Source organism: Kitasatospora terrestris (assembly GCF_039542905.1).
Classification (GTDB): Bacteria; Actinomycetota; Actinomycetes; order Streptomycetales; family Streptomycetaceae; genus Kitasatospora; species Kitasatospora terrestris.
In genome coordinates this window covers 1,502,863-1,525,099 of the sequence record NZ_BAABIS010000001.1, presented here as the reverse complement: position 1 = coordinate 1,525,099, position 22,237 = coordinate 1,502,863, and the positions used below count along the sequence as shown (strand labels likewise).

Sequence of the window (22,237 nt, the reverse complement as noted above, 5' to 3'; positions counted from 1 at the left end):
CCTCATGACCACCACCGCCCGCTCCACCGCCGACCTGCTGGTCTCCATCTACCGCGACGTCCTCGGCATCGACGACCTCGACCGGGACGCCGACTTCTACGCCGCCGGCGGCGACTCGCTGAGCGCCTTCCAGATCATCGGCCGGCTGCACGAGGAGCTCGGCGTCGAGCTGCCGGTCTCCCTGGTCTTCGCCTACCCGACGCCCGCCGACCTCGCCGAGGTCGTCGACACCGACTTCGCCGACGCCTGAGGCCCGAGGGAGACCTGCCGTGACCGACACCTACCTGCCCGGCGGGCGCTGGCGGCTGTGGGAGCAGTTCGCCCTGCGCGGACCCGGCTTCCCCGCCGACGGGGTGCTGCGCCTGGCCCCCACCGGACTCGCCGAGGCCGCCGACAAGTTCGAGGCCGGTGAACAGCTCACCGGCGAGCGCTGGACCGCGTTCGCCGAACTGTACGCCGACGCCGCCGTGGAGAGCGCCCACGTCCTGCAGGACATCGCCCGCACCCCCGCCTTCCGCGAGGCGGTCGCCTGGCAGAACCGGCCGGTGCTGGCCTCCGGCATCGCCCCGTTCCTCAACTGGACGCCCAGTGCCGCCGGCCGGACCAGCATGCCGCGCCAGCGCGAGGAGCTGGTCGCGCACTACTGGCAGCGGTTCTGCGTGAAGAACGACACCATCGGCTTCTTCGGCCCGGTCGGCTGGGGCCGCTGGGACGGCTCCGCACACGGGGTGAGCGTCGACCCGGGCACCGGCCTGACCGCCGACTCCACCGTCTACTGGGCGAGTTGGGCGATCGACGCGCTGGCCGCCCGGCTCGGCGAGGACCCGGCCGCCCGGCCCTGGGTGGCGCCCCGCCGGGTGCCGTTCGTCCGGCTCGACGGCCTGCTGGTCACCGTCCCCGGGCGCAGGCCCCAGACCGTCGGCGCCGAGGCGGCCGCCGTACTGGCCCGCTGCGACGGCGTCCGCACCGCGCACCGGCTGGCCGAGGAGCTGCCGGGCGTGGACGTCCCGGCCGTCCTCGACGAGCTGGTGGCCAAGCGCTGGGCGCAGTGGCGGCTGGAGATCCCGGCCTCCACCCACCCCGAGCGCGACCTGCGGGCCTGGCTCGGCCAGGTCGGCGACCCGGCGCTGCGCGAGCGCGGCACCGACGCGCTGGACGCCCTGGAGCGCGGCCGGGCGGCGGTCGCCGCGGCGAGCGGCGCCGAGCAGGTGGTCGAGGCGCTGGTCGCGCTGGAGGCCGAGTTCACCGCGCTCACCGAGACCGCCGCCGTGCGGGAGAAGTCCGCCGGCACCGCGCCCTGCCGGGCCGTGGTGTACGCCGACACCCGCCGCTCCGCCACCGCGCACCTGGGCACCGCCGTCCGCGACGCCCTCGCCCCGCTGGAGCCGCTGCTCAGCAGCGCCGGCTGGCTCACCGGCCGGCTCGCCGAGGCGGTCATGGCAGGCGCCCGCGGGGTCTACGAGCAGCTGGCCGCGCAGGGGCCGGTCGACCTGGCGAGCTTCTGGTTCGCCTGCATGCCGGTGCTGCACGGCGACGCCCGGCGGGCGGCCGGGCAGCTGCAGCGCGCCTTCCAGGAGCACTGGCAGGCCATCCTGCGGCCGCGACCCGGCGCTCGACGGGTACAGCTGACGCTCGATCAGGTGGCGGGCGAGGCGGCCGCCAGGTTCGCCGGGCCGGGCGGCGGCTGGACGGCCGCCCGGTACCTGTCACCGGACGTGATGATCGCCGCCGAGGGCGCGGAGGCGATCGGCCGCGGCGCCTTCCACCTGGTCCTCGGCGAACTGCACCTCGCGTCCAACACGCTCGGCGCCTCGCTCTTCGTCCACCAGCACCCCGACCGGGCCGAACTGGACGCGCTCACCGGCCGCGACCACCCCGGGCCCCGGCTGCTGCCGCTGCTGCCCAAGGAGCACCGATCCCGGCTCTCCGCCCGGGTCAAGTACGCGCTCACCCGCCCCGAGGACTACCAGGTCGCCCTGGTGGACTTCACCGCCGACCCCGGCCGGCCGCGCAGCGTGCGCAGCGCCGACGTGGCCGTGGTCGAGCGCGACGGCGAACTGCGGGTGGTGCTGCCCGACGGCGCCGGGTTCCCCGCGGTGGACGTGTTCTCGCACGTGCTGACCACGCTGGCGATGGACCTGTTCCAGGTCCTCCCGGAGGCCGACCACACCCCCCGGGTGACCGTGGACCGGCTGGTGGTCGCCCGCGAGCAGTGGCGCCTGCCGGCCGCGGGGGCGGCCTTCGCTGTGGAGAAGGACGAGGCCCGCCGCTACGTCCGGGCCCGCCGCTGGCGGGAGGAGCACGGCCTGCCCCGGTACGTGTTCGTGGTCTCGCCGACCGAACCCCGGCCGTTCTACGTGGACTTCGACAGCCCGGTGTACGTCAACATCCTCGCCAAGGCACTGCGCCGGCTCGCCGGCAAGGACCCCGAGGGGCGGATCACCGTCACCGAGATGCTGCCCAGCCCCGAACAGGTCTGGCTGACCGACGACGAGGGCGCCGCCTACACCTCCGAGCTGCGCTTCGTCGCCGTCGACGAGCACTGACCCACCCCGCCCGACCCACGCGGCGGGCCGGCCCCGGAACACCCCCGGGCCGGCCCGCCGCGTCGGCGTGTGCCCGCGCGGGGACGGATGCGCAACGAGGCCCTGCGCGCAGGGCTGCGTCTTCTTCTCTGGGGCCGCCCGCCCGCGACCGGCAGTCTGCTGGAAAACACCGCATGGAGGCCCACAGTGACAGCAGGCGCAGCCCCCGGAGGGGCGAGGCACGGTGACACCCCGAAGGTTTCGTTCGCGCAGCGGCGGCTGTGGTTCCTGGACCAGCTCGCCCAGGACTCGGCCGGATCGCTCCTCCCGCTCGCCCTGGCGATCAGCGGCCCGCTGGACGCGGACGCCCTGGAGCGGGCGCTGGTCGGCGTCGTCGACCGGCACGAGGTGCTGCGCACCCGGTACGCCGCCGTCGGCGGCGAGCCCGTCCCGGTGCTGGACGCGCCCGGCGGCGCCGTCCTGGAGCGCACCGCGGCGGCGAGCGCCGAGGAGCTGTTCGCCCGGGAGCTGGCCCGGCCGCTGGACCTGGCCGCCGAGTACCCGATCCGGATGGTGCTGGCGCGCCTCGGGCAGGACGAGCACCTGCTGCTGGTGACGGTCCACCACATCGCGATTGACGGCTGGTCCTGGGACGTGCTGCTGCGCGAACTGGCCGCCGGCTACCGCGGCGAGCAGGTCGCGGCGCCCGCCGTCCAGTACGCCGAGGTGGCGGCCGCCCAGCACGAGCGCCTGAGCGGCGACCGCCTGGAGCGCCTGATGGCGTACTGGCGCAGGCGCCTGACCGGTGTCGCCCCGCTGGCCCTGCCGACCGACCGGCCGCGGCCGCGGTTCTGGGACGGCGCCGGCGACGTGGTCCGCTTCCGGCTGCCCGCCGAGCTGGTCGCCGAGGTCGACGGCTTCGCCCGCGGGCGCCGCGCCACCCGCTACATGGTGCTGCTGGCGGTCTACCAGGCGCTGCTGGCCCGGCACAGCGGGCAGAGCGACATCGCGGTCTGCTCGACCCTCGCGGACCGGGGCCGCCCGGACACCGCGGATGTGATCGGCCCGTTCGTCAACACCATCGTGCTGCGCGGCGACCACTCCGGGGCGCCGTCCTTCGACGCCCTGCTGCAGCGGGTCCGCGCCGACGTGCTGGCCGACCTCTCGCACGCCGAGGCGCCGTTCGACCAGGTGGTGCAGGCGGTCGGCGGCGAGCGCGACCTGTCCCGCCACCCGCTGGCCCAGGCCTCGTTCACCCTGCTCAACTCGGCGATCAAGCCGATCGACCTGCCCGGCCTGGACGCCCGGCTGGTCCACCCGCCGCTGACCGGCACCGCGCTGGACGTCTTCCTTGACCTCAGCCTGTGCGCCGACGGCAGCGTCATCGCCCTGCTGCAGTTCGCCACCGCGCTGTTCGACCGCGCCACCATGGAGACCTTCGGCGCCTCCTACGTCGAGCTGCTGCGCGCCGTCCTGGCCGAGCCCGAGCAGCCGGTGCGCGAGCTCGCCCGCCGCGTCGTGCCGCAGCTCGGCAGCCGGCCCGCCGAGGAGTGGGCGACCGCCGCGGACCGCCCGGCCGGCCCGGTCGCACCGCTGGCCTTCACCGGCGCGCCCGCCGACACCGCCCTGGTCTGCGGCGAGCAGCGGGTCACGTACGCCGAACTGGACGGCATGACCGGCGGACTGGCCGCCGCGCTGACCGCCGCCGGGGTCGGCCCGGGCCGCGCGGTCGGCGTGCTGGTGCGGCGCGGCACCTGGTCGGTCGCCGCGCTCGGCGCGATCTGGCGGGCGGGCGGCGTGTACGTCCCGCTCGACCCCGAACTGCCCACGCAGCGCCTGCGGTTCATGGCCGAGGAGGCCGAGCTGGCCTGCCTGGTCGCCGACGGCGCGACCGAGGGGCTGGCCGCCCTGCTCGGCCCGGCGGTGGTCCGCGCCGACACCGTGCGGCCCGACCCGGACGGCCCCCGGCACACCGCCGACCCGGGCGACCTGGCCCACGTCATCTTCACCTCCGGCTCCACCGGCCGGCCCAAGGCCGTCGGTGTCGAGCACCGGGCGCTCGCCTCGCACGTGGCCGCGGCCCGCGCCCGCTTCGGCGTCACCTCCCGGGACCGGGTGCTGGCCTTCGCCTCCTTCTCCTTCGACGCCTCGCTCGACCAGCTGCTGCCCGCGCTGACCTGCGGCGCCCGGGTGGTGATCCGCCCCGACGAGCCGTGGCTGCCCACCCAGGTGCCCGAGGTGGTCGCCCGGCACGGCATCACCGTGGTCAACGTCCCGCCGACCTACTGGACCGAGCTGGCCTTCGCCCTGGACCGCCGCTCCGCCGCCGCCCTGGCGGGCCTGCGGCTGCTGATCCTGGGCGGCGAGGCCGTGCCGGTCGGCGCGCTGAACGCCTGGCGGGCGGCCGTCCCGCACGTGCGGGTGGTCAACGCGTACGGGCCGACCGAGACCACCGTCACCGCCACCACCCACGAGGTCGACGGCCCGGTGGAGGACCGGCTGCCGATCGGCCGCCCGCTGGGCGCCCGCCGGGTCCGGGTGGTCGACGAGCAGGACGAGCCGGCCCCGGTCGGCGTCCCCGGGGAGCTGCTGATCGGCGGCGACGAGGTCGCCCGCGGCTACCTCGGCCGGCCCGCGCTGACCGCCGAACGCTTCACCCCCGACCCGGACGGCACCGGCACCCGCCTCTACCGCACCGGCGACCTGGTCCGCTGGCTGCCCGGCGGCGACCTGGAGTACCTGGGCCGCCGCGACGACCAGGTCAAGCTGCGCGGCTTCCGGATCGAACTCGGCGAGGTCGAGGCCGTGCTGCGCGAGCACCCCGGCGTCACCGCCGCCGCCGTGAAGGTCGACGGCCGCACCGGGCAGAGCCTCGCCGGGTACGTGGTCGCCGACGCCTTCGACCCGGTCGCGCTGCGCGCCTGGTGCGCCGAGCGCCTGCCGCACTACGCGGTGCCCTCCGACTACGTCCGCCTGGACGCGCTGCCGGTCTCCACCTCCGGCAAGCTCGACCGGAACGCCCTGCCCGACGCCCGGCCCGACCGGGCCGCCAGCGGCGCCGAGTACACCCCGCCGCGCGACGAGACCGAGCGGGTGGTCGCGGAGATCTGGGCCGAGGTGCTCGGCACCGAGCGGATCGGCATCGACGACAGCTTCTTCGAGCTCGGCGGCCACTCGCTGCTCGCCACCATGGCGGTCTCCCGGGTCGCCGAACGCCTCGGCCGCGAGGTCGAGCTGCGCACCATCTTCGAGAACCCGCGGATCCGCGCCTTCGCCCCGGCCGTGGCCGCCGCCCGCAAGTCGGCCGGCGGGGCCGTCGTCCCGGTCGACCGCAGCGGACCGCTGCCGCTCTCCTTCGCCCAGGAGCGCCTGTGGTTCCTGGACCGCACCTCCAACGCCGGCGACGAGTACGTCCTCTGGTACGCCTGGCGGATCCGCGGCGGCCTCGACCGCGCCGCCTGGCAGCGGGCCCTGGACACCGTCACCGCCCGGCACGAGGTGCTGCGCACCGCGCTGGTCGAGGTGGACGGCAGGCCCGCCCAGCAGGTCTGCGACACCACCGCCGTCCCGCTGGAGTGGCAGTCCGCCCCGGCCGCCGGCACCGAGGCCGAGCGGCTGGCCGCGGTGCGGACCGCCGCGCAGGCCCTGGCCACCCGGCGCTTCGCCCTGGACCGCCCGCCGCTGCTGCGCTCGGGCGTCTGGGAGCTCGCCGGGGACGACCACGTCGCGGTGGTCTCCTTCCACCACGTCGCCACCGACGGCTGGTCCAAGGACGTCTTCCTGGCCGAGCTGTCCGCCGCCTACCTGGGCGGCCCGGCGCAGCCCGAACCCGCCCTGCAGTACGGCGACTTCGCCGTCTGGCAGCGCGAGCGCGCGGAGAGCGGCGGGCTGGAGGCCCAGCTCGACCACTGGGAGCGGGCACTGGCCGGCGTCCCGGTGCTGGAGCTGCCCACCGACCGCCCGCGCCCGGCCGCCTGGACCGGCCGCGGCGCCGCGGTCGAGGTCGACTTCCCCGCCGGGCTCGGCGACCGGGTCGAGGAGTTCGCCCGGGAGCGGGGCGCCACCCGGTTCATGGTGCTGCTGGCCGCCGCCCAGCTGGTGCTGGCCCGCTGGAGCGGCCAGGGCGACCTGGCCGTCGGCACCCCGGTGGCCGGCCGCGGCCGCACCGAACTGGAGCGGCTGATCGGCTTCTTCGTCAACACCGTGGTGATCCGCACCGACCTCACCGGCGGTCCCGGCTTCGCCGGCCTGCTGGAACGGGTGCGCGGCGACGTGCTGGCCGCCTTCGACCACCAGGACGTGCCGTTCGAGAAGGTGGTCGAGCGGCTGCGGCCCGAGCGCGACCTCGCCCGCAACCCGCTGTTCCAGGTGATGGTCGACGTCCAGGAGAGCGCCGGCGGCGCCTCGGCGATCCCCGGCCTGGACGCCTCGAACTTCGAACTCCCCTGGGGTTCTGCCAAGTTCGACCTGACCGCGACCTTCCTGCGGTCGCCCGGCCGGTTCGCGCTGAACGTCGAGTACGCCACCGACCTGTTCGAGGCCGCCACCGTCACCCGCTTCGCCGAGCAGGTCGGCCGGGTGCTGGCCGCCGTCCTCGCCGACCCGGACCGCCCGGTCGACCGGATCGACCTGCTGGACGCCGCCGAACGCGCCGAACTGCTCGCCACCGCCGGCGCCGACGCCCCGCCCGCCCCGCTCTTCGCCCCCGCCGGCGAGCCCGACGCGACCGCCCTGGTCTGCGGCGACGAGCAGGTCACCTACGCCGAACTCGACGCGCTGACCGGCGGCCTGGCCGCGGCGCTGGCCGCCGCGGGCGCCGCGCCCGGCAGCGCGGTCGGCGTCTGCCTCGGCCGCGGCATCCGCTCGGTCGCCGCGATGCTCGCGGTCTGGCGGACGGGCGCGATGTACGTCCCGCTCGACCCCCAGCTGCCGGTGGAGCGGCTGCGCTTCATGGTCGAGGAGTCGGGCGTCGCCTGCCTCGCCGTGGACGCCGCCACCGCCGCCGACCTCGCCCCGCTCGGCCTGCCGCAGGTCCGTGCCGAGCAGGTCGCCCCCGACGCCGACGGCCCGCGCCACACCCGCGACCCGTACGACCTGGCCTACACCATCTTCACCTCCGGCTCCACCGGCCGGCCCAAGGCGGTGGGCGTCGAGCACCACGGCCTGGCCGCCCATGTGGCCACCGCCCGCGGCCAGTTCGCGCTGACCGCCGCGGACCGGGTGCTGACCTTCGCCTCGCTCTCCTTCGACGCCTCGCTGGAGCAGATCCTGCCCGCGCTCTCCTGCGGCGCCCGGGTGGTGATCCGGCCCGACGAGATCTGGTCGGTCGAGCAACTCGCCGCCGTCGTGCGGGCCGAGGGCGTCACCGTGATGGAGTTGACCCCTTCGTACTGGGAGGAGCTGGTCGCCCGGCTGGACGTGCTCGCCCCGCAGCTGGCCGGCCTGCGGCTGCTGGTCACCGGCGGCGAGGTGCTGCCGCCCGGCCCGCTGGAGCGCTGGTTCGCGCAGCTGCCCGGGGTGCCGGTGGTCAACACCTACGGCCCGACCGAGTCCGTGATCTCCGCGACCGCCCACCGGGTCACCGGCCCGCAGACCGGCCGGGTGCCGATCGGCCGGCCGCTCGGCTCCCGCCGCGCCTACGTGGTCGACCGGTACGGCGACCTCGCCCCGATCGGCATCCCCGGCGAACTGATGGTCAGCGAACCCGAGTTGGCCCGAGGCTACCTGGGCCGCCCGGCGCTCACCGCCGAGCGCTTCGTGCCGGACCCGTTCGGCGGCACCGGCGGCCGGCTCTACCGCACCGGCGACATCGTGCGCCGACTCGCCTCCGGCGTCCTGGAGTTCGTCGGCCGCGGCGACGACCAGGTGAAGATCCGCGGCTTCCGGGTCGAGCCCGGCGAGGCCGAGGCGGTGCTGCGCCGGCACCCCGGGGTCACCGCGGCCGCCGTCCTGGTCCGCGACCTGCGGGGCGAACGCGCCCTGGTCGGCTACGTCGCCGGCGGCGGACTGAACACCGACGCCCTCGCCGCGCACTGCCGGGCCCACCTGCCCGGCTACCTGGTGCCGAGCGCCTTCGTCCTGCTCGACGCGCTGCCGCGCACCGTCCAGGGCAAGCTCGACACCGCCGCCCTGCCGGCCCCCGAGGCCCCGGCGAAGGCCGAGTTCCTGGCCCCGCGCACCCCCACCGAGACGGTGACCGCCCAGGTCTGGGCCGAGGTGCTGGGCGTGGCCAGGGTCGGCGTCCACGACGACTTCTTCGCCCTCGGCGGGCACTCGCTGCGCGCGGTCGCCGCCGCCTCCCGGCTGCGGGCCGCCTTCGACTGCCCCATCGAGGTACGCACCCTCTTCGAGCACCCCACCGTCGAGCTACTGGCCGCCGAGATCGAGCGCCAGCTGGTGGAACTGATCTCCGCGATGAGCGACGACGAGATCGACCTCTCCCTCGACTACCAGGACTGATTGGACGGTTGACGACATGACCACTTCCGAGACCACGCCCGAACGGGGCGCCCGGGCCACCCTGTCGCCCGCCGCCCGCAAGCTCCTGGAGCAGCGCCTGCGCGGCCTGACCGCCGCCGCGCCCGCCGGGATCCCGCGGCTCGACCCGCGCCCCGAGCGCGTCCCGCTGTCCGCCGCCCAGCAGCGGCTGTACTTCCTCGACCAGCTGGCCCCCGGCACCGCCACCTACCTGATGCCCGCCGCCTGGCGGCTCACCGGCCCGCTCGACACCGCCGCGCTGGCCGGCGCGGTCACCGACCTGGTGGCCCGGCACGAGCAGCTGCGGGTGACCTTCCCGGCCGTCGACGGCGTGCCCGCCCAGCTGGTCCACCCGGCCGGCGCGGCCCTCACCGTGCTCGACCTGCCGGCCGGCGCCGACCTCGCCGGGGCCGTCCGCGAGCTGGCCACCCGCCCGTTCGACCTGGCCGCCGAGACCGCCTTCCGGGCTGCCCTGGTCCGGGCCGGCGCGGACGACCACGTGCTGGTGCTCGCCATGCACCACATCGTCTCCGACGGCTGGTCGCTCGACCTGCTGGTCCGCGACCTGCGCGAGCTCTACCGGGCCCGCAGCGAGGCCACCGCCGCCGTGCTGCCCGAGCTGCCGATCGACTACACCGACTACGCGGTCTGGCAGCGCGCCGCCGACGAGTCCGCCGACCTGGAGTACTGGCGGGGCCGGCTGACCGGCCTCACCCCGCTGGAGCTGCCCACCGACCGGGCCCGCCCGGCCGTGCCGAGCGGCGTCGGCGCCGTGCACCGCACCGACCTGCCCGCCGGACTCTGCTCCGCCATCACCGCGTTGGAGACCACGCCGTACATGACGGTGATGGCCGCCTTCCAGGCCGCGCTGGCCTTCCACAGCGGCCAGGACGACATCGCGATCGGCACCGTGGTGGCCAACCGCGAACGGGCCGAGACCGAGCAGCTGGCCGGCTTCTTCGTCAACACCCTGGTGATGCGCGCCGACCTGTCCGACGACCCGACCCCGCGCGGCCTGCTGGCCCGCACCCGGGAGCACGTCCTCGGTGCCCTGGCCCACCAGGGCCTGCCGTTCGAGCGCGTGGTGGACGAGCTCAGCCCCGAGCGCGACCTGGCCCGCAACCCGCTCTTCGAGGTGCTGTTCACCCACGCGGTCGTCGGGCGCGGCGGCTTCGCGCTCGGCGCCGCCGAGGCGACCGCCTTCCCGATCGCGCTGACCACCGCCAAGTTCGACCTCCAACTGGAACTGCGCGAGGACGAGGGCCGCCTCACCCTGCTGTACGTCTACCGGCCGGAGCTCTTCGACGCCCCGACGATCGCCCGGCTCGCCGAGCACACCACCGCCCTGCTCACCGCCTTCACCACCGCCCCGGACGCGCCGCTGTCCACCGTCGACCCGCTGACCGCCGCCGAGCGCGCCCTGCTGCTGGGCCCCGACGGCCCGGCGAACGCGCTCGCCGTGGCGGACACCGTGCCGCGCACCGCCGCCGCCCGTCTCGCCGAGCAGATCGCCCGCACCCCGCACGCGGTCGCCGTCAGCGGCGGCGGCCGCACCCTCACCTACGCCGAACTCGACACCGCCGCCTCCGCGTTGGCCGCCCGACTGCGCGCCCGCGGGGTCGGCCGCGAGGACCTGGTCGGCGTCTGCCTCGACCGCGGCGTCGACCTCGCGGTCGCCCTGCTCGGCGTCTGGCGCGCCGGCGCCGCGTACCTTCCGCTGGACCCAGCCCACCCCAGGGCCCGCCGCGAGTACACCGTCACCGACGCGGGCGTCCGCTGGGTGGTGGTCGACGGCACCGGCGCCGCCGCCGTCGAGGGCCTGCCGGTCGAGATCCTCGCGCTGACCGACGAGGAGCAGGTCGAGCCCGGCCCGGACGCGGCGCCCGCCGCCGGGGACCTGGCGTACGTCATCTACACCTCGGGCTCCACCGGCAACCCCAAGGGCGTCGAGCTCACCCACGCCAACCTGGCCTGGCTGCTGGCCGCCGCCGACCACCACTTCGACTTCGGCCCCGCCGACGTGTGGACCCTGGTGCACTCCCCGGCGTTCGACTTCTCGGTCTGGGAGCTGTGGGGCCCGCTGACCAGCGGCGGCCGGGTGGTGGTGCTCACCTCCGACGAGGTCCGCGACCCCGCCGCGATCGAGCGCGTCCTGCGAGAGGAGCGGGTGACCGTCCTCAACCAGACCCCGGCCGCGTTCAAGGGCCTGCGCGCCCACCTCGCCCAGCAGGGCACCGACTTCGCCGACCTGGCGCTGCGCACCGTGGTCTTCGGCGGCGACGCCTTCGACGTCCGCGACTACGCCGACTGGTTCGCCGCGCCGGAGGGCAAGCCCGCGCTGGTCAACATGTACGGCATCACCGAGACCACCGTGCACGTCACCTACCGGCTGATCACCGCCGCCGACGTGGCCGCCGGCGTCCGCTCGCCGATCGGCCGCCCGCTGGCCGGCCAGCACGGGTACGTCCTCGACCGGCACGGCCGGCTCGTCCCGCCCGGCACCGTCGGCGAACTGTACGTGGCCGGCGGGGGAGTGGCACGCGGCTACCGCAACCGCCCCGACCTGACCGCCGAGCGCTTCCCGGTGAAGCCGCTGGGCGGCCGGACGTACCGCACCGGCGACCTGGTCCGGGTCGAGCCGGACGGCGAGCTGTCCTACGTCGGCCGCGCCGACCACCAGGTGAAGATCCGCGGCTACCGGATCGAGCCCGGCGAGATCGAGACCGCGCTGCGCGCCCTGTCCGGCGTCCGCGACGCCGCCGTGGTCGCCCGCACCGAGGGCGCCGGCACCGCCCGCCTGGTCGCCCACCTGGTGCTCAGCGAGGGCCGCCCGCTGGACGCCGCCGAACTGCGCGACCGGCTGCGGCTCACCCTGCCCGAGTACATGGTGCCCGCGCTGTTCGTCCGCCACCCGAAGCTGCCGATCACCGCCAACGGCAAGGTCGACCGCAAGGCGCTCACCCGGGTCGCCGGCACCGACACCGCCGCCACCGGCTACGAGCCGCCGGCCGGTGCCACCGAGATCGCGCTCGCCCGGATCTGGGCGGAGGTGCTGGGCACCGAACGGGTCAGCCGCACCGCCAACTTCTTCGACCTCGGCGGCGACTCCATCCTCGCCCTGCGGGTGGTGGGCCTGGCCCGCACCGCCAACCTGGCGATCACCGTCGCCGACCTGTTCCGCTCCCGCAGCCTCGGCGACCTCGCCCAGTACGCCACCGAGGCCACCGACGCGCCCGCGCCGGTCGCCCCGTTCTCCCAGCTCGACCCGGCCGACGCCGCGCGCCTGCCGCAGGGCCTGGAGGACGCCTACCCGCTGACCATGCTGCAGGCCGGCATGCTGCACGAGATGCTCGCCGACCCGCGGCGCGGCGCCTACCACAACGTCACCGACCTGAAGGTCTCCGTCCCCGAGGGCTTCGACCTGACGGCCTTCCAGGCCGCCGTGGACGCGGTGCTGCGTGCCCACCCGATCCTGCGCTCCTCGATCGACCTGGTGAACTACCGCGAGCCGCTGCAACTGGTCCATCGCGAGGCGTCCTGCCCGCTCGGCTACACCGACCTGCGCGGCCTGCCCCGCGAGACCCAGCGGGCGGTGCTCCGCGGCTACGTCGACTCCGAGTTCGACCACCGCTTCGACCTGGCGGCCGCCCCGCTGATCCGGATCCACCTGCACCACCTCACCGACACCGACCTGCGCCTGGTCCTCACCGACTGCCACGTGGTGCTCGACGGGTGGAGCCTCACCTCGCTGATCGCCGACCTGCTCGACCTGCACCGCCAGGCCGTCACCCGGCGCCGCACCCCCGAGCTGCCGCCGGCCCCGCCGTTCGCCGAGTACGTGGCCCTGGAGCGCGCCGCCCTCAACAGCCCCGAGGCGCTGGACTACTGGCGCGGAGCGCTGTCCGAGCTGCGCCCGGTCCGCTTCCCCCGCCGCGGCGCCGCCATCGAGGGCACCCCGGTATACGAGGCGCGCCGCGCCTACCCGGCCGAGCCGATCGGACGCCTCGCCCAGCTGGCCGGCGTGCCGCGCCGCACCGTGCTGGTCGCCGCCTTCCACCACACCATGAGCCTGTTCGCCGAGCGCGACGCCGACGCGGCCGGCCACTCGATCGGCCTGGTCACCAACGGCCGCCCCGAGGTGCCGGGCGCCGACCGGATGCGCGGACTGTTCCTGAACACCGTGCCGTTCGGCGTGGCCCGGCCGAGGGGCAGCTGGCTGGACTACCTGCGGGAGGTCTTCGCCGCCGAGCAGGAGATGCTGCCGCACCGCCGGATGCCGATGGCGAAGATGGCCGCGCTGCGCCCGGGCGAGCCCAACCTGGTCGAGGCGATCTTCAACTTCGTCAACTTCCACCGCCTCTCCCACGACACCTGGGACGAGTCGCTGGAGATCGCCCGCACCATGTTCCCGCTGCTGGTCAACGCCAGCGTCAACGGCTTCACCCTGGACGCGGACCCCGAGTACGTCTCCCCGGCCACCGCCGAGCAGCTCGCCGACGTGTTCTGCGGCGTGATCGCCGCCATGGTCGAGCACCCCGAGCACCCGGTCACCCGGCCCGCACTCACCGGCGAGGCCCGCACCACCGCCCTGAAGGAGTGGGGCAGCGGACCGGAGCTCGCCACCGACCCGACCATGTTCCACCAGCGGATCGCCGCGCACGCCGCCGCCACCCCCGACGCGGTCGCCGTCGAGCACGGCGACCGGCGCCTGACCTACGCCGAGCTGGACGACCAGGCCGAGCGGCTCGCCGCCCGCCTGCGCGCCCTGGGCGTCGGCCCGGAGACCGTGGTCGGCATCTGCGTGGACCGCGGCCCGGACTGGGTGCGCGCCGCGTACGGCGTGCTCAAGTCCGGCGGCGCCTTCGTCCCGCTCGACCCGCAGCACCCCACCGAGCGCCTGGCGTTCATGGCCTCCGACAGCGGCATGCGGGTGCTGCTCACCCAGACCCCGCTGGCCGGCGCCGTCCCCTTCGACGGCCCGACGCTGCACCTCGACGACCCGCGGCTGTGGACCGGCACCGACGAGCCGGTGCCCGGGCCCGGCCCGGACCAGGACACCCTGGCGTACATCATCTACACCTCCGGCTCCACCGGCACCCCCAAGGGCGTGGCCATCCCGCAGCGCGGCCTGACCAACATGCTGGAGGGCCAGCGCGACCTGGTGCGGCCCACCGCCGAGGACCGGGTGCTGCAGTTCGCCTCCTTCGGCTTCGACGCCTCGATCCTCGAACTGACCTGGTCGCTCGGCAACGGCGGCCGCCTGGTCACCGCTCCCAAGGACGCGCTGCGTCCCGGCCCCGACCTGGCCGCCACCCTGATCGACCACGGCGTGACCGCCGCGATGCTGCCGCCCAGCGCCCTCGCGGTGCTCGGCGAGGACCGCTTCCCGGCCCTGCGGGTGCTCCAGGTCGCCGGCGAGGCCTGCCCGGCCGAACTCGCCGACACCTGGTCGCGCGGCCGCCGCTTCCACAACGTGTACGGCCTCACCGAGACCTCCGTCTGGTCGGTCGCCGCCGAACTCGTCCCCGGCGGGGGCCGCCCGCCGATCGGCAGGCCGATCCGCAACACCACCCTGCTGGTGCTCGACGACGACCTGCAGCCCGTCCCGGTCGGCGTCCCCGGCGAGCTGTGCATCGGCGGCGAGGCCGTCGGCCGCGGCTACCTCGGCCGGCCGGCGCTCACCGCCGCCACCTACGTGCCCGACCCGCACGGCGCCCCCGGCTCCCGGATCTGCCGCACCGGCGACCTCGGCACCCACCGCCCCGACGGCGACGCCGAATGGCTCGGCCGCAAGGACACCCAGGTCAAGCTGCGCGGCTTCCGGATCGAACTCGGCGAGATCGAGCACAAGTTGCGCGCCCTCCCGGAGACCGGCCAGGCCGTCGTGCTGCACCGCACCGACCTGCCCGGCGGCGAGCCCGCCCTGGTCGCGTACGTGGTGCCGGCCGCCGGGGAGCGCTCCGTCGAGCACTACACCCGGGCGCTGCGCGCCACCATGCCCGCGTACATGGTCCCGGCCCGGTTCGTCTTCCTGGACGAGATGCCGGTCAATCGCAGCGGAAAGATCGACAAGCGGGCGCTGCCGCTGCCCTCGGCCGACCGCGACCACGCCACCGCGTACACCGCGCCGGGCAGCGCCGCCGAGAAGGTGCTCGCCGAGATCTGGCGAGAGGTGCTGGGCCTGTCCCTGGTCGGCGTGCACGACGACTTCTTCCGGATCGGCGGCAGCTCGCTCTCCACCGTCCGGGTCTCCGCGATGGCCGCCGAGCGCGGCCTCACGGTCACCGTCCGGGACCTGATCGAGTGCCCGACCATCGCCCAACTCGCCGAGCGCGCACTGGAGTTCTCCGACGGATCGGAGCCGGCCGCGATCACCTCCGAGGTCCGGCTGCGCACCGGCGAGGGCGCCCCGCTGTGGTGCGTCCACCCCAGCGGCGGCAGCGCCGCCTGGTTCGTCCCGCTGGTCCGGGAGCTGCGGCCGGGCCGACCGGTGCACGCCTTCCAGGCCCGCGGCCTGCTCGGCGGCGTCGACCCCTCCACCATCACCGGCATCGCCGCCAACTACACCGCCGAACTCGCCGACCACGGCTCGACCGGCCCGCACGAGCTGCTCGGCTGGTCCATGGGCGCCAACATCGCCCTGGAGATGGCCACCCAGCTGCACGAGGCCGGCCACACCGTCGACCCGCTGGTCCTGGTGGAGCCCTACCTGCCCAACCCGGCCGCCGCCGCCCGGCTGGCCGCCGTCGGCCGCGAGATGCGCGAGGCCATGGTGCTCCGCGACCGGCTGCGCACCCTCCCCGAAGGACCCGAACGCGACCGCACCGCAGCCGAGTTGACCGCCCAGCTGCTGGGCGCCGGGATGAGCCCGAGCGAGGCCGCGCTGGTCGGCAACGCCCCGATCGAGGTCTGGCACTCGCTGCTCACCGCCCTCTCCGACTACCGGGTCCGCCCCTACCCCGGCCACATCCACCTGGTCGTCGGCACCCTCGCCGCCGGACTCCCGGCCGGCGAGCCGATGCCCGGACTCGACGTCGACTTCGAGACCTACGTCGCCCGCTGGCGCGAACTCGCCCGGGACGGACTGACCCTGCACATCAGCGAGGGCGACCACCTGTCCATGCTCGCCGACCCGCTGGTGGGCCACCTCGCCCGCCTGGTCGACACGATCGCCACGGAGGCCCGGCGATGACCACGCTCACCGCTCCCGCCCGCTTCGAAGAGCGCTACCTGCTCGACCCGCAGCTCAACGCCGACCCCTACCCGTACCTCAACGCCCTGCGCGAGCACAGCCCGGTGCACTGGAGCCCGATGCACCGCGCCTGGCTGGTCACCGGCTACGACCAGGTGATGCAGTGCCTGCGCGACCCCGCGGTCTCCGCCGACCGGGTCCGCCCGCTGATGGACGCCGTCCCGCAGGGCGCCCGCGACGACGCCGAACGGGCCTTCGGCATCCTCTCCCGCTGGATGGTCTTCAACGACGCCCCCGACCACCGCCGGCTGCGCCAGGTCTTCCAGGAGCAGTTCGCCGCCCGCGCGATCGCCCGCTACCGCACCTTCACCGAACGGGCCACCGGCGCCATGCTCGCCCGCAAGGCCGCCCCCGGCCGCGGCGGCGACCTGTGGACCGACATCGCCAAGCCGCTCCCCGCCCTGGTCTTCTCCCGCTGGCTCGGCGTCAACGCCGCCCACGGGCCGTCCTTCTGGTACTGGAACGCCAAGGTCGCCGACCTGGTCCTCGGCACCGCCCAGGACGAGGCCGAGTACCGCACCTCGCTCCAGTCGCTGTGCAGCCTGGAGGACTACCTCGGCAACCTGGTCGCCGAACGCACCGCCGACCCCAAGGACGACCTGATCAGCTCCGTGCTGGCCGGCGGCCGGATCGGCGACACGGTGAGCGTCGAGGAGTTCACCGGGATGCTCACCCAGATGGCCTTCGCCGGCGGCGAGACCACCAGCAACCTGATCGCCAACACCGTCCTCGCCCTGCTCCGCGACCCCGCGCTGATGGCCGAGGTCCGCGAGGACCCCGCGTTGGTGAACACCGTGGTCGAGGAGACGCTGCGGCTCGACGGCCCGTCCAAGATGTCCATCCGCAGCGCCGCCCGCGACTTCGAGCTCGACGGGCAGGCCGTGCGGGCCGGCGACCGGATCTTCCTGGTCACCGCCGCCGCCAACCGCGACCCCGGCCGCTTCCCCGACCCCGACCGGTACGACCTGCACCGCGAGGGCTCCACCCACCTCGGCTTCGGCTTCGGCGCGCACTTCTGCATCGGCGCCGCCCTCGCCCGGCTGGTGGCCGGCGTGGTGGTCGGCGTCCTGGTCCGCGACTACCCCGGGCTCGCCCTCGACACCCCGCACCTCGGCTGGCAGAACTCCCTGCTCAACCGCAGCCTCACCGCCCTCCCGGTCCGCTACTGACCGCACCGCCACGGGCGGGCCCCACTCCGGGGCCCGCCCCCTTCCCGTACGGAAAGGACCGACGATGGCGACCACCACCGTCACCGCACCCGCGCCGCCCCGCCTGTGGACCCCCGCCCGCAACCGCAACTTCCGGCTGCTGTGGGCCGGCCAGTCGCTCTCCCTGCTCGGCGACGGCTTCAGCGTCATCGCCTTCTCCTGGATCACCCTCTCGCTCACCCACTCCACCCTCAACCTCGGGTACGTCCTCACCTTCCAGGCCGTCCCGCGCGCCCTGCTCACCCTGGTCGGCGGCTCGCTCGGCGACCGCTGGTCGCCCCGCGCGCTGATGGTCGCCTCCAGCTGGGCCCGGGCCGGCCTGATGGCCGCCGTCGGCGTCGCCGGACTCACCGGCTCGCTCACCGTCTGGCTGCTGTGCGCCGCCGCGGCCGCCTTCGGCACCGTCGACGCCTTCTTCCAGCCCGCCCGGGTCTCCGTCCTGCCCTCGGTCGTCGACAAGGAGATCCTCACCCAGGCCAACGCCCTGCTCGGCACCGGCACCCGGATCTCCGCCGTCCTCGGCCCGGCGGTCGGCGGCCTGGTCGTCGCGCTGTCCGACGCCCCCGTCGCCTTCCTGGTCGACGGCGTCTGCTTCGCGCTCTGCGGCCTGTGCGTCTCGCTCATCCCCGCCGCCGTGCGCAAGCCCGCGCCCGCCGGTGGCGGTACGTCCGACGGGCCCTCGCTCGGCGCCCGGATCCGCGAGGGCATCCGCTACACCTGGGACGACCCGCGGCTGCGCACCGTCGTCCTCCTCGACACCGCCGTCAACTTCTGTTACGCGGGCCCGTTCACCGTCGGCTTCGCCACCCTCGCCAACTCCGCCCTGCACGGCGGCTCGACCACCCTCGGCCTGCTCAACGGCGCGCTCGCCGGCGGTGCCATGCTCGGCACCCTGGTCGGCGGCCTGCTCGGCGGACGCCCCCGGGTCGGCCTGCTGGTCGCCGCGCTGGCCGGCTGGCTCGCCGTCGGCATGGGCACCCTCGGCCTGCTCGCCAACACCCCGGCCGCCGTGCTCACCGTCCTCGCCATGGGCTTCGGCATCGGCTTCCAGGGCGTCTTCGGCCTCAGCTGGATCCAGCGCAACATCCCCAAGGACATCCTCAGCCGCGTCATCTCGGTCGACATGGTCCTCGGCTACGCCGCCGCCCCGCTCTCCCTGATCACCTGCGGCGCGCTCGCCAAGGTCTCCACCGCCGCGATGTTCACCTTCACCGCCGCCGTCCTCGCCGTCACCGCGCTGGTCGTGCTCTCCTCCCGCCCGGTGCGGGAGATGCGCTGACCCTCCGTGCGTCGGTCCGGCTCCGGGAGGAGCCGGAGGCCGGCGACGGGTTCAGTGCTCGCAGAGGGAGAACTCGCGTTCGTAGAGCTGCTCGTTGTGCTCGTCCACGAAGAACTTCCTCTCCCGCATGAGCTCCTCGCGGTACGTCCTGGCCTCCTCCAGCGTCATGGTCGTGGTGTCGGCCCAGGGCTGCTGCGGCGGTACGTCGGAGGTCGAGACGATCCGCTGCGTCGGGTCGACCAGGAAGAACGCGAGGATCTTGCGGTGGCCCGGGCGGGTCGGGTCCGCGAGGCGGAAGCCGTCCACGCGGTGCTGGAGGACGTTGGGGAAGGCCAGGCAGCGGCCTTCCGGGGTGGGTACCGCACCCAGCACCTGGTTCAGGGCGCCCTCGTCCTCTATGCCGTACACCTCGCGCAGCCCGGGGCCGTCGTTCTGTTCGTAGTGCGGGTCGTCGAGGGCGGCGCGGAAGCCCAGCCGGCTCTCGGTGATGTTCTCGCTGTCCCAGTAGTAGATGCCGGTCGAGACGATGCGCTCGTTCAGCATGCCCTCGACGTGCCAGGAACCGCCGGCGTACTCGGGCCGGTCCGGCGTGAGGTGGACGGTGGCCAGCTTGACGACGACCTGCAGGCGGCGGCCGCGCAGGTCGACGCGGGCGGAGGCGTCGGGCAGGGCGGGCGGGCTGAAATCCGGGGCGTCCGGGACGACCGGGTGGCGGTTGTCGAACCACTCCTCGTACGCCTCCTCCCAGGCGGCGCGGGCCTCGCAGTAGGCGTCGTTGTCCGGGTAGGACGACTGGTGGGGGTACTCCGGCTCGGAGTCGTACCAGTTGTAGGGGTCGGCCTCGATCCGCAGGGGCCGCGGGTGCCGCAGATCGGTGAGGACGTTCTCGAACAGCGGGCGCAGGCGCGCGAACACGTCCGGGAGTACGGACTCCAGCGCGCGGTGCTCCTCGGGGTGGACGTTGTTGACGTACGAGCGGAAGGAGACGGCTCCGTCCTCGCTGACGTCGACGTCCGTGGGCAGCCACTGGAACCGCTCCGAGAACTCGTACTTCGCGTAGTGGTTCGTCGGGTTCTGCCACGCCTGCTCGGGACCGCCGCTCGCCTCCCTCACCAGACAGAACAGGGAGGGATGGACGAGGTCCAGCACCTGCCCGTCGGACCCGGGGTGCCAGTCCCGCGCCGCTTCGGGCACCTCCTCCAGGACCCGGACCGCCTCGCGCAGCCGGGTCCTGAGCTGCTCGTCGACGAGGGTGTCCGACTGCCAGACGCCGTCGACCGCGGAGACCTCGATGCCGGTGCGGGTGTCCCGCAGGGCGGCGTAGTGCCCCAGCTCGGCGAGGACGTAGCGCACCTGAGCCTCGGTCATGCCCTGCGCCACCGCCTCCCGGGTCCACCGGGCCGCGACGTCGGCGTCGTCCATCTTGTCGAACCACCCGGGTTTGGCGCGCAGGTGCGAACTGCACTGCATCATCTGCAGCTCCCGCAACGTCCGGGGCGTCGTGAACGCCGGGGAACGGGTGCTCTGGAAGGGAAGCGGGAAGGCGGACGAGCCGGTCACTACGGATGATCCTCACGGTCGGTGTGCGGTGCCGGGAAGGATAGCGGGGGGCGCCGACACCCCGCGGCGGCCCCGGTCCGCGCGCCCGCTAGGGTCGCCGGATGACGCTCACCGAGACGCTGGTCGTTGCGACAGCAGCCGCCACCGTGCCCGCCGGGCTGCTGCTCGGGCCGCGGTTGCTGCGCCGCCCGGCCGCGCCCCGGGCGGGCCGGACGGTGGCGCCGGAACTCGTCCTCGCAGCGGTGATCGCGCTGATCTACCTCAACCAACTGTTCTGTGCGGCCTACCTGCTCCGGGTCCACGGCGGCGACACCACGTTCGTCACCCGCTACCTGCCGACCGGCTGGTTCGCCCAGCCGACCGGCAACCCCCTGGTCCGCGCCCTCGCCGACCACCTGCCCGCGCCGGACCTGTTCGCGCCGACCGTGCTGCGCGTCCAGGCGTTCCTGGAGCTGCCGTTCGTCCTGTTCGCGTACGCCACCGTACTGCGCAGGCTCAGCCCCGCGCTCTATCGGACCGTCCTCGGCTCCCGCCCGCTGGTGTGGTCGACCGCGCTCGGGTACACCGCGGTCTTCGGCGTCGTCGAGTGGGGCCTGTACAACCCGTGGACGGCGCAGGACCTGGTCCTGCGGACGGTCTCGGCCCTGGTCACCGCACCGGTGCTGACCGCCCTGGCGCGCCGCGAACCGGGCCCCGACCGGCCGCTCGGCACCCTGGGACTGCTGCGCTTCACCGCCGCCCTCTGGGCCGTCGGACAGCTGGTGATGGCGGTCTACGACACCGCCCTGCTCTACAACCTCCGCCACCTGGCCGGCCGTTGGGACGAACTGCTGCTCGCCGCGCTGCTCCTGGCGGCCACCGTCCGGTGGCAGCCCACCGACGCGCCTGACGGTTCCGGCACCCTCGCGCTCCAAGAGGTGCTGCGCCGCTTCCTGGTGCTCTTCCTGGCACCGGCGCTGCCGATCCGCTACGGCCTGGAGTTCGGCATCCCGTGGGTGGCGGCGCTCGGCGCGCTGCTGGTGGCAGCGGTGGCGCTGGCCGACCGGCAGGTCCGCGACGGCCGCCTGCCGCTCCTGCTCGCCGCGGCCGTGGGCCTGGTGTCCGCCTACCTGGCGGCGAAGGCGCTCACCGACACCTACTACGAGAGCGGCCTGCTGCGCGCGATGGCCGCGCTCCTGCTGGCGTCCACGCTGGTCTGCGCCGCCGCCGACCGCCTGGCCGCGCGTCGGCGCAGTCCGGCCGGCGCAGCGGGCTGAGCCACCGTCATGGCCCACGGAACCCGCGCCCGATTGGACCAGTCGAACACCCGGTCGATCGCCTAGCGTCGGTCGGGTGACCACAGTGGACTTCTACTTCGACCCGATCTGCCCGTTCGCCTGGATCACCTCGCGGTGGATCCTGGAGGTCGAGCGGCACCGCGAACTCGACCTGAACTTCCGGGTGATGAGCCTGTCCGTGCTCAACGAGGGCCGCGAGGGCCTGCCCGAGCGCTACCGCCGCCTGCTGGATACCGGCTGGGGGCCGGTGCGGGTGTGCATCGCCGCCGCCCAGCACCACGGCGACGGCGTCCTGCGCGAGCTGTACACCGCCCTCGGCACCCGCCTGCACAACCAGGACCGGGCCGCCGACGACACCCTGATCCGCGAGGCCCTCACCGCCGTCGGCCTGCCCGCCGACCTCGCCGAGGCCGCCCGCACCACCGACTACGACGACGCCCTGCGCAAGAGCCACCACGAGGGCATGGACCCGGTCGGCGAAGAGGTCGGCACCCCCACCATCCACATCGACGGCACCGCCTTCTTCGGCCCCGTCCTCACCGCGATACCCCGCGGCGAGGAGGCCGTCCGCGTCTTCGACGGCGTCCGCCTGCTGGCCGGCTACCCGAACTTCTTCGAACTCAAGCGCACCCGCACCGGCGGCCTGGACTTCAGCTAGC

Annotated in this window: 9 protein-coding genes; 8 read left to right on the top strand and 1 reads right to left on the bottom strand. The window is 74.9% G+C overall.

What is annotated here, in order from left to right; genetic code table 11:
- Positions 1-4 precede the first annotated feature (4 nt).
- The 6 genes from ABEB06_RS07030 (at position 5) to ABEB06_RS07005 (ending at position 18,741) form a co-directional block, all read left to right on the top strand.
- Positions 5-250, top strand: coding sequence for an acyl carrier protein (locus ABEB06_RS07030; RefSeq protein WP_345695927.1), 246 nt, complete (start codon positions 5-7; stop codon positions 248-250).
- A gap of 19 nt (positions 251-269) precedes the next feature.
- The gene (locus tag ABEB06_RS07025) at positions 270-2,546 is read left to right on the top strand and encodes a lantibiotic dehydratase (protein ID WP_345695926.1); all 2,277 of its coding nucleotides are present in this window, start codon (positions 270-272) and stop codon (positions 2,544-2,546) included.
- A 186-nt stretch (positions 2,547-2,732) separates the two neighbouring features.
- Positions 2,733-8,984: an amino acid adenylation domain-containing protein gene (locus ABEB06_RS07020; RefSeq protein WP_345695925.1), complete on the top strand. Its 6,252-nt coding sequence runs from the start codon at positions 2,733-2,735 to the stop codon at positions 8,982-8,984.
- Between the two features lie 16 nt (positions 8,985-9,000).
- Positions 9,001-16,194 (top strand): amino acid adenylation domain-containing protein, encoded by a 7,194-nt coding sequence (locus ABEB06_RS07015; protein ID WP_345695924.1) that lies wholly within the window; start codon positions 9,001-9,003, stop codon positions 16,192-16,194.
- Positions 16,191-17,423, top strand: a complete 1,233-nt coding sequence (locus ABEB06_RS07010) for a cytochrome P450 (RefSeq protein ID WP_345695923.1) — start codon at positions 16,191-16,193, stop codon at positions 17,421-17,423. The genes ABEB06_RS07015 and ABEB06_RS07010 overlap by 4 nt, the downstream gene beginning before the upstream one ends.
- Before the next feature lie 64 nt (positions 17,424-17,487).
- The gene (locus tag ABEB06_RS07005) at positions 17,488-18,741 is read left to right on the top strand and encodes an MFS transporter (protein WP_345695922.1); all 1,254 of its coding nucleotides are present in this window, start codon (positions 17,488-17,490) and stop codon (positions 18,739-18,741) included.
- Between the two features lie 51 nt (positions 18,742-18,792).
- Here the strand turns inward: ABEB06_RS07005 and ABEB06_RS07000 are convergent, their stop codons facing one another.
- A complete protein-coding gene (locus ABEB06_RS07000) occupies positions 18,793-20,301 on the bottom strand; it encodes a DUF4246 domain-containing protein (RefSeq protein WP_345695921.1) in 1,509 nt (502 codons plus the stop codon).
- Positions 20,302-20,402: 101 nt separating this feature from the next.
- On the opposite strand from ABEB06_RS07000, the gene ABEB06_RS06995 reads away from it, so the two are divergent.
- Together ABEB06_RS06995 and ABEB06_RS06990 are read left to right on the top strand one after the other, a co-directional pair.
- Positions 20,403-21,557, top strand: a complete 1,155-nt coding sequence (locus ABEB06_RS06995) for a hypothetical protein (protein ID WP_345695920.1) — start codon at positions 20,403-20,405, stop codon at positions 21,555-21,557.
- Positions 21,558-21,633: 76 nt separating this feature from the next.
- Positions 21,634-22,236: a mycothiol-dependent nitroreductase Rv2466c family protein gene (locus tag ABEB06_RS06990; RefSeq protein WP_345695919.1), complete on the top strand. Its 603-nt coding sequence runs from the start codon at positions 21,634-21,636 to the stop codon at positions 22,234-22,236.
- Position 22,237 lies beyond the last annotated feature (1 nt).

Coding starts and splice junctions, on each gene's coding strand:
- ABEB06_RS07030 (WP_345695927.1), top strand. CDS start 5: ATGACCACCACCGCCCGCTCCACCGCCGACCTGCTGGTCTCCATCTAC.
- ABEB06_RS07015 (WP_345695924.1), top strand. CDS start 9,001: ATGACCACTTCCGAGACCACGCCCGAACGGGGCGCCCGGGCCACCCTG.
- ABEB06_RS07010 (WP_345695923.1), top strand. CDS start 16,191: ATGACCACGCTCACCGCTCCCGCCCGCTTCGAAGAGCGCTACCTGCTC.
- ABEB06_RS07005 (WP_345695922.1), top strand. CDS start 17,488: ATGGCGACCACCACCGTCACCGCACCCGCGCCGCCCCGCCTGTGGACC.
- ABEB06_RS06995 (WP_345695920.1), top strand. CDS start 20,403: ATGACGCTCACCGAGACGCTGGTCGTTGCGACAGCAGCCGCCACCGTG.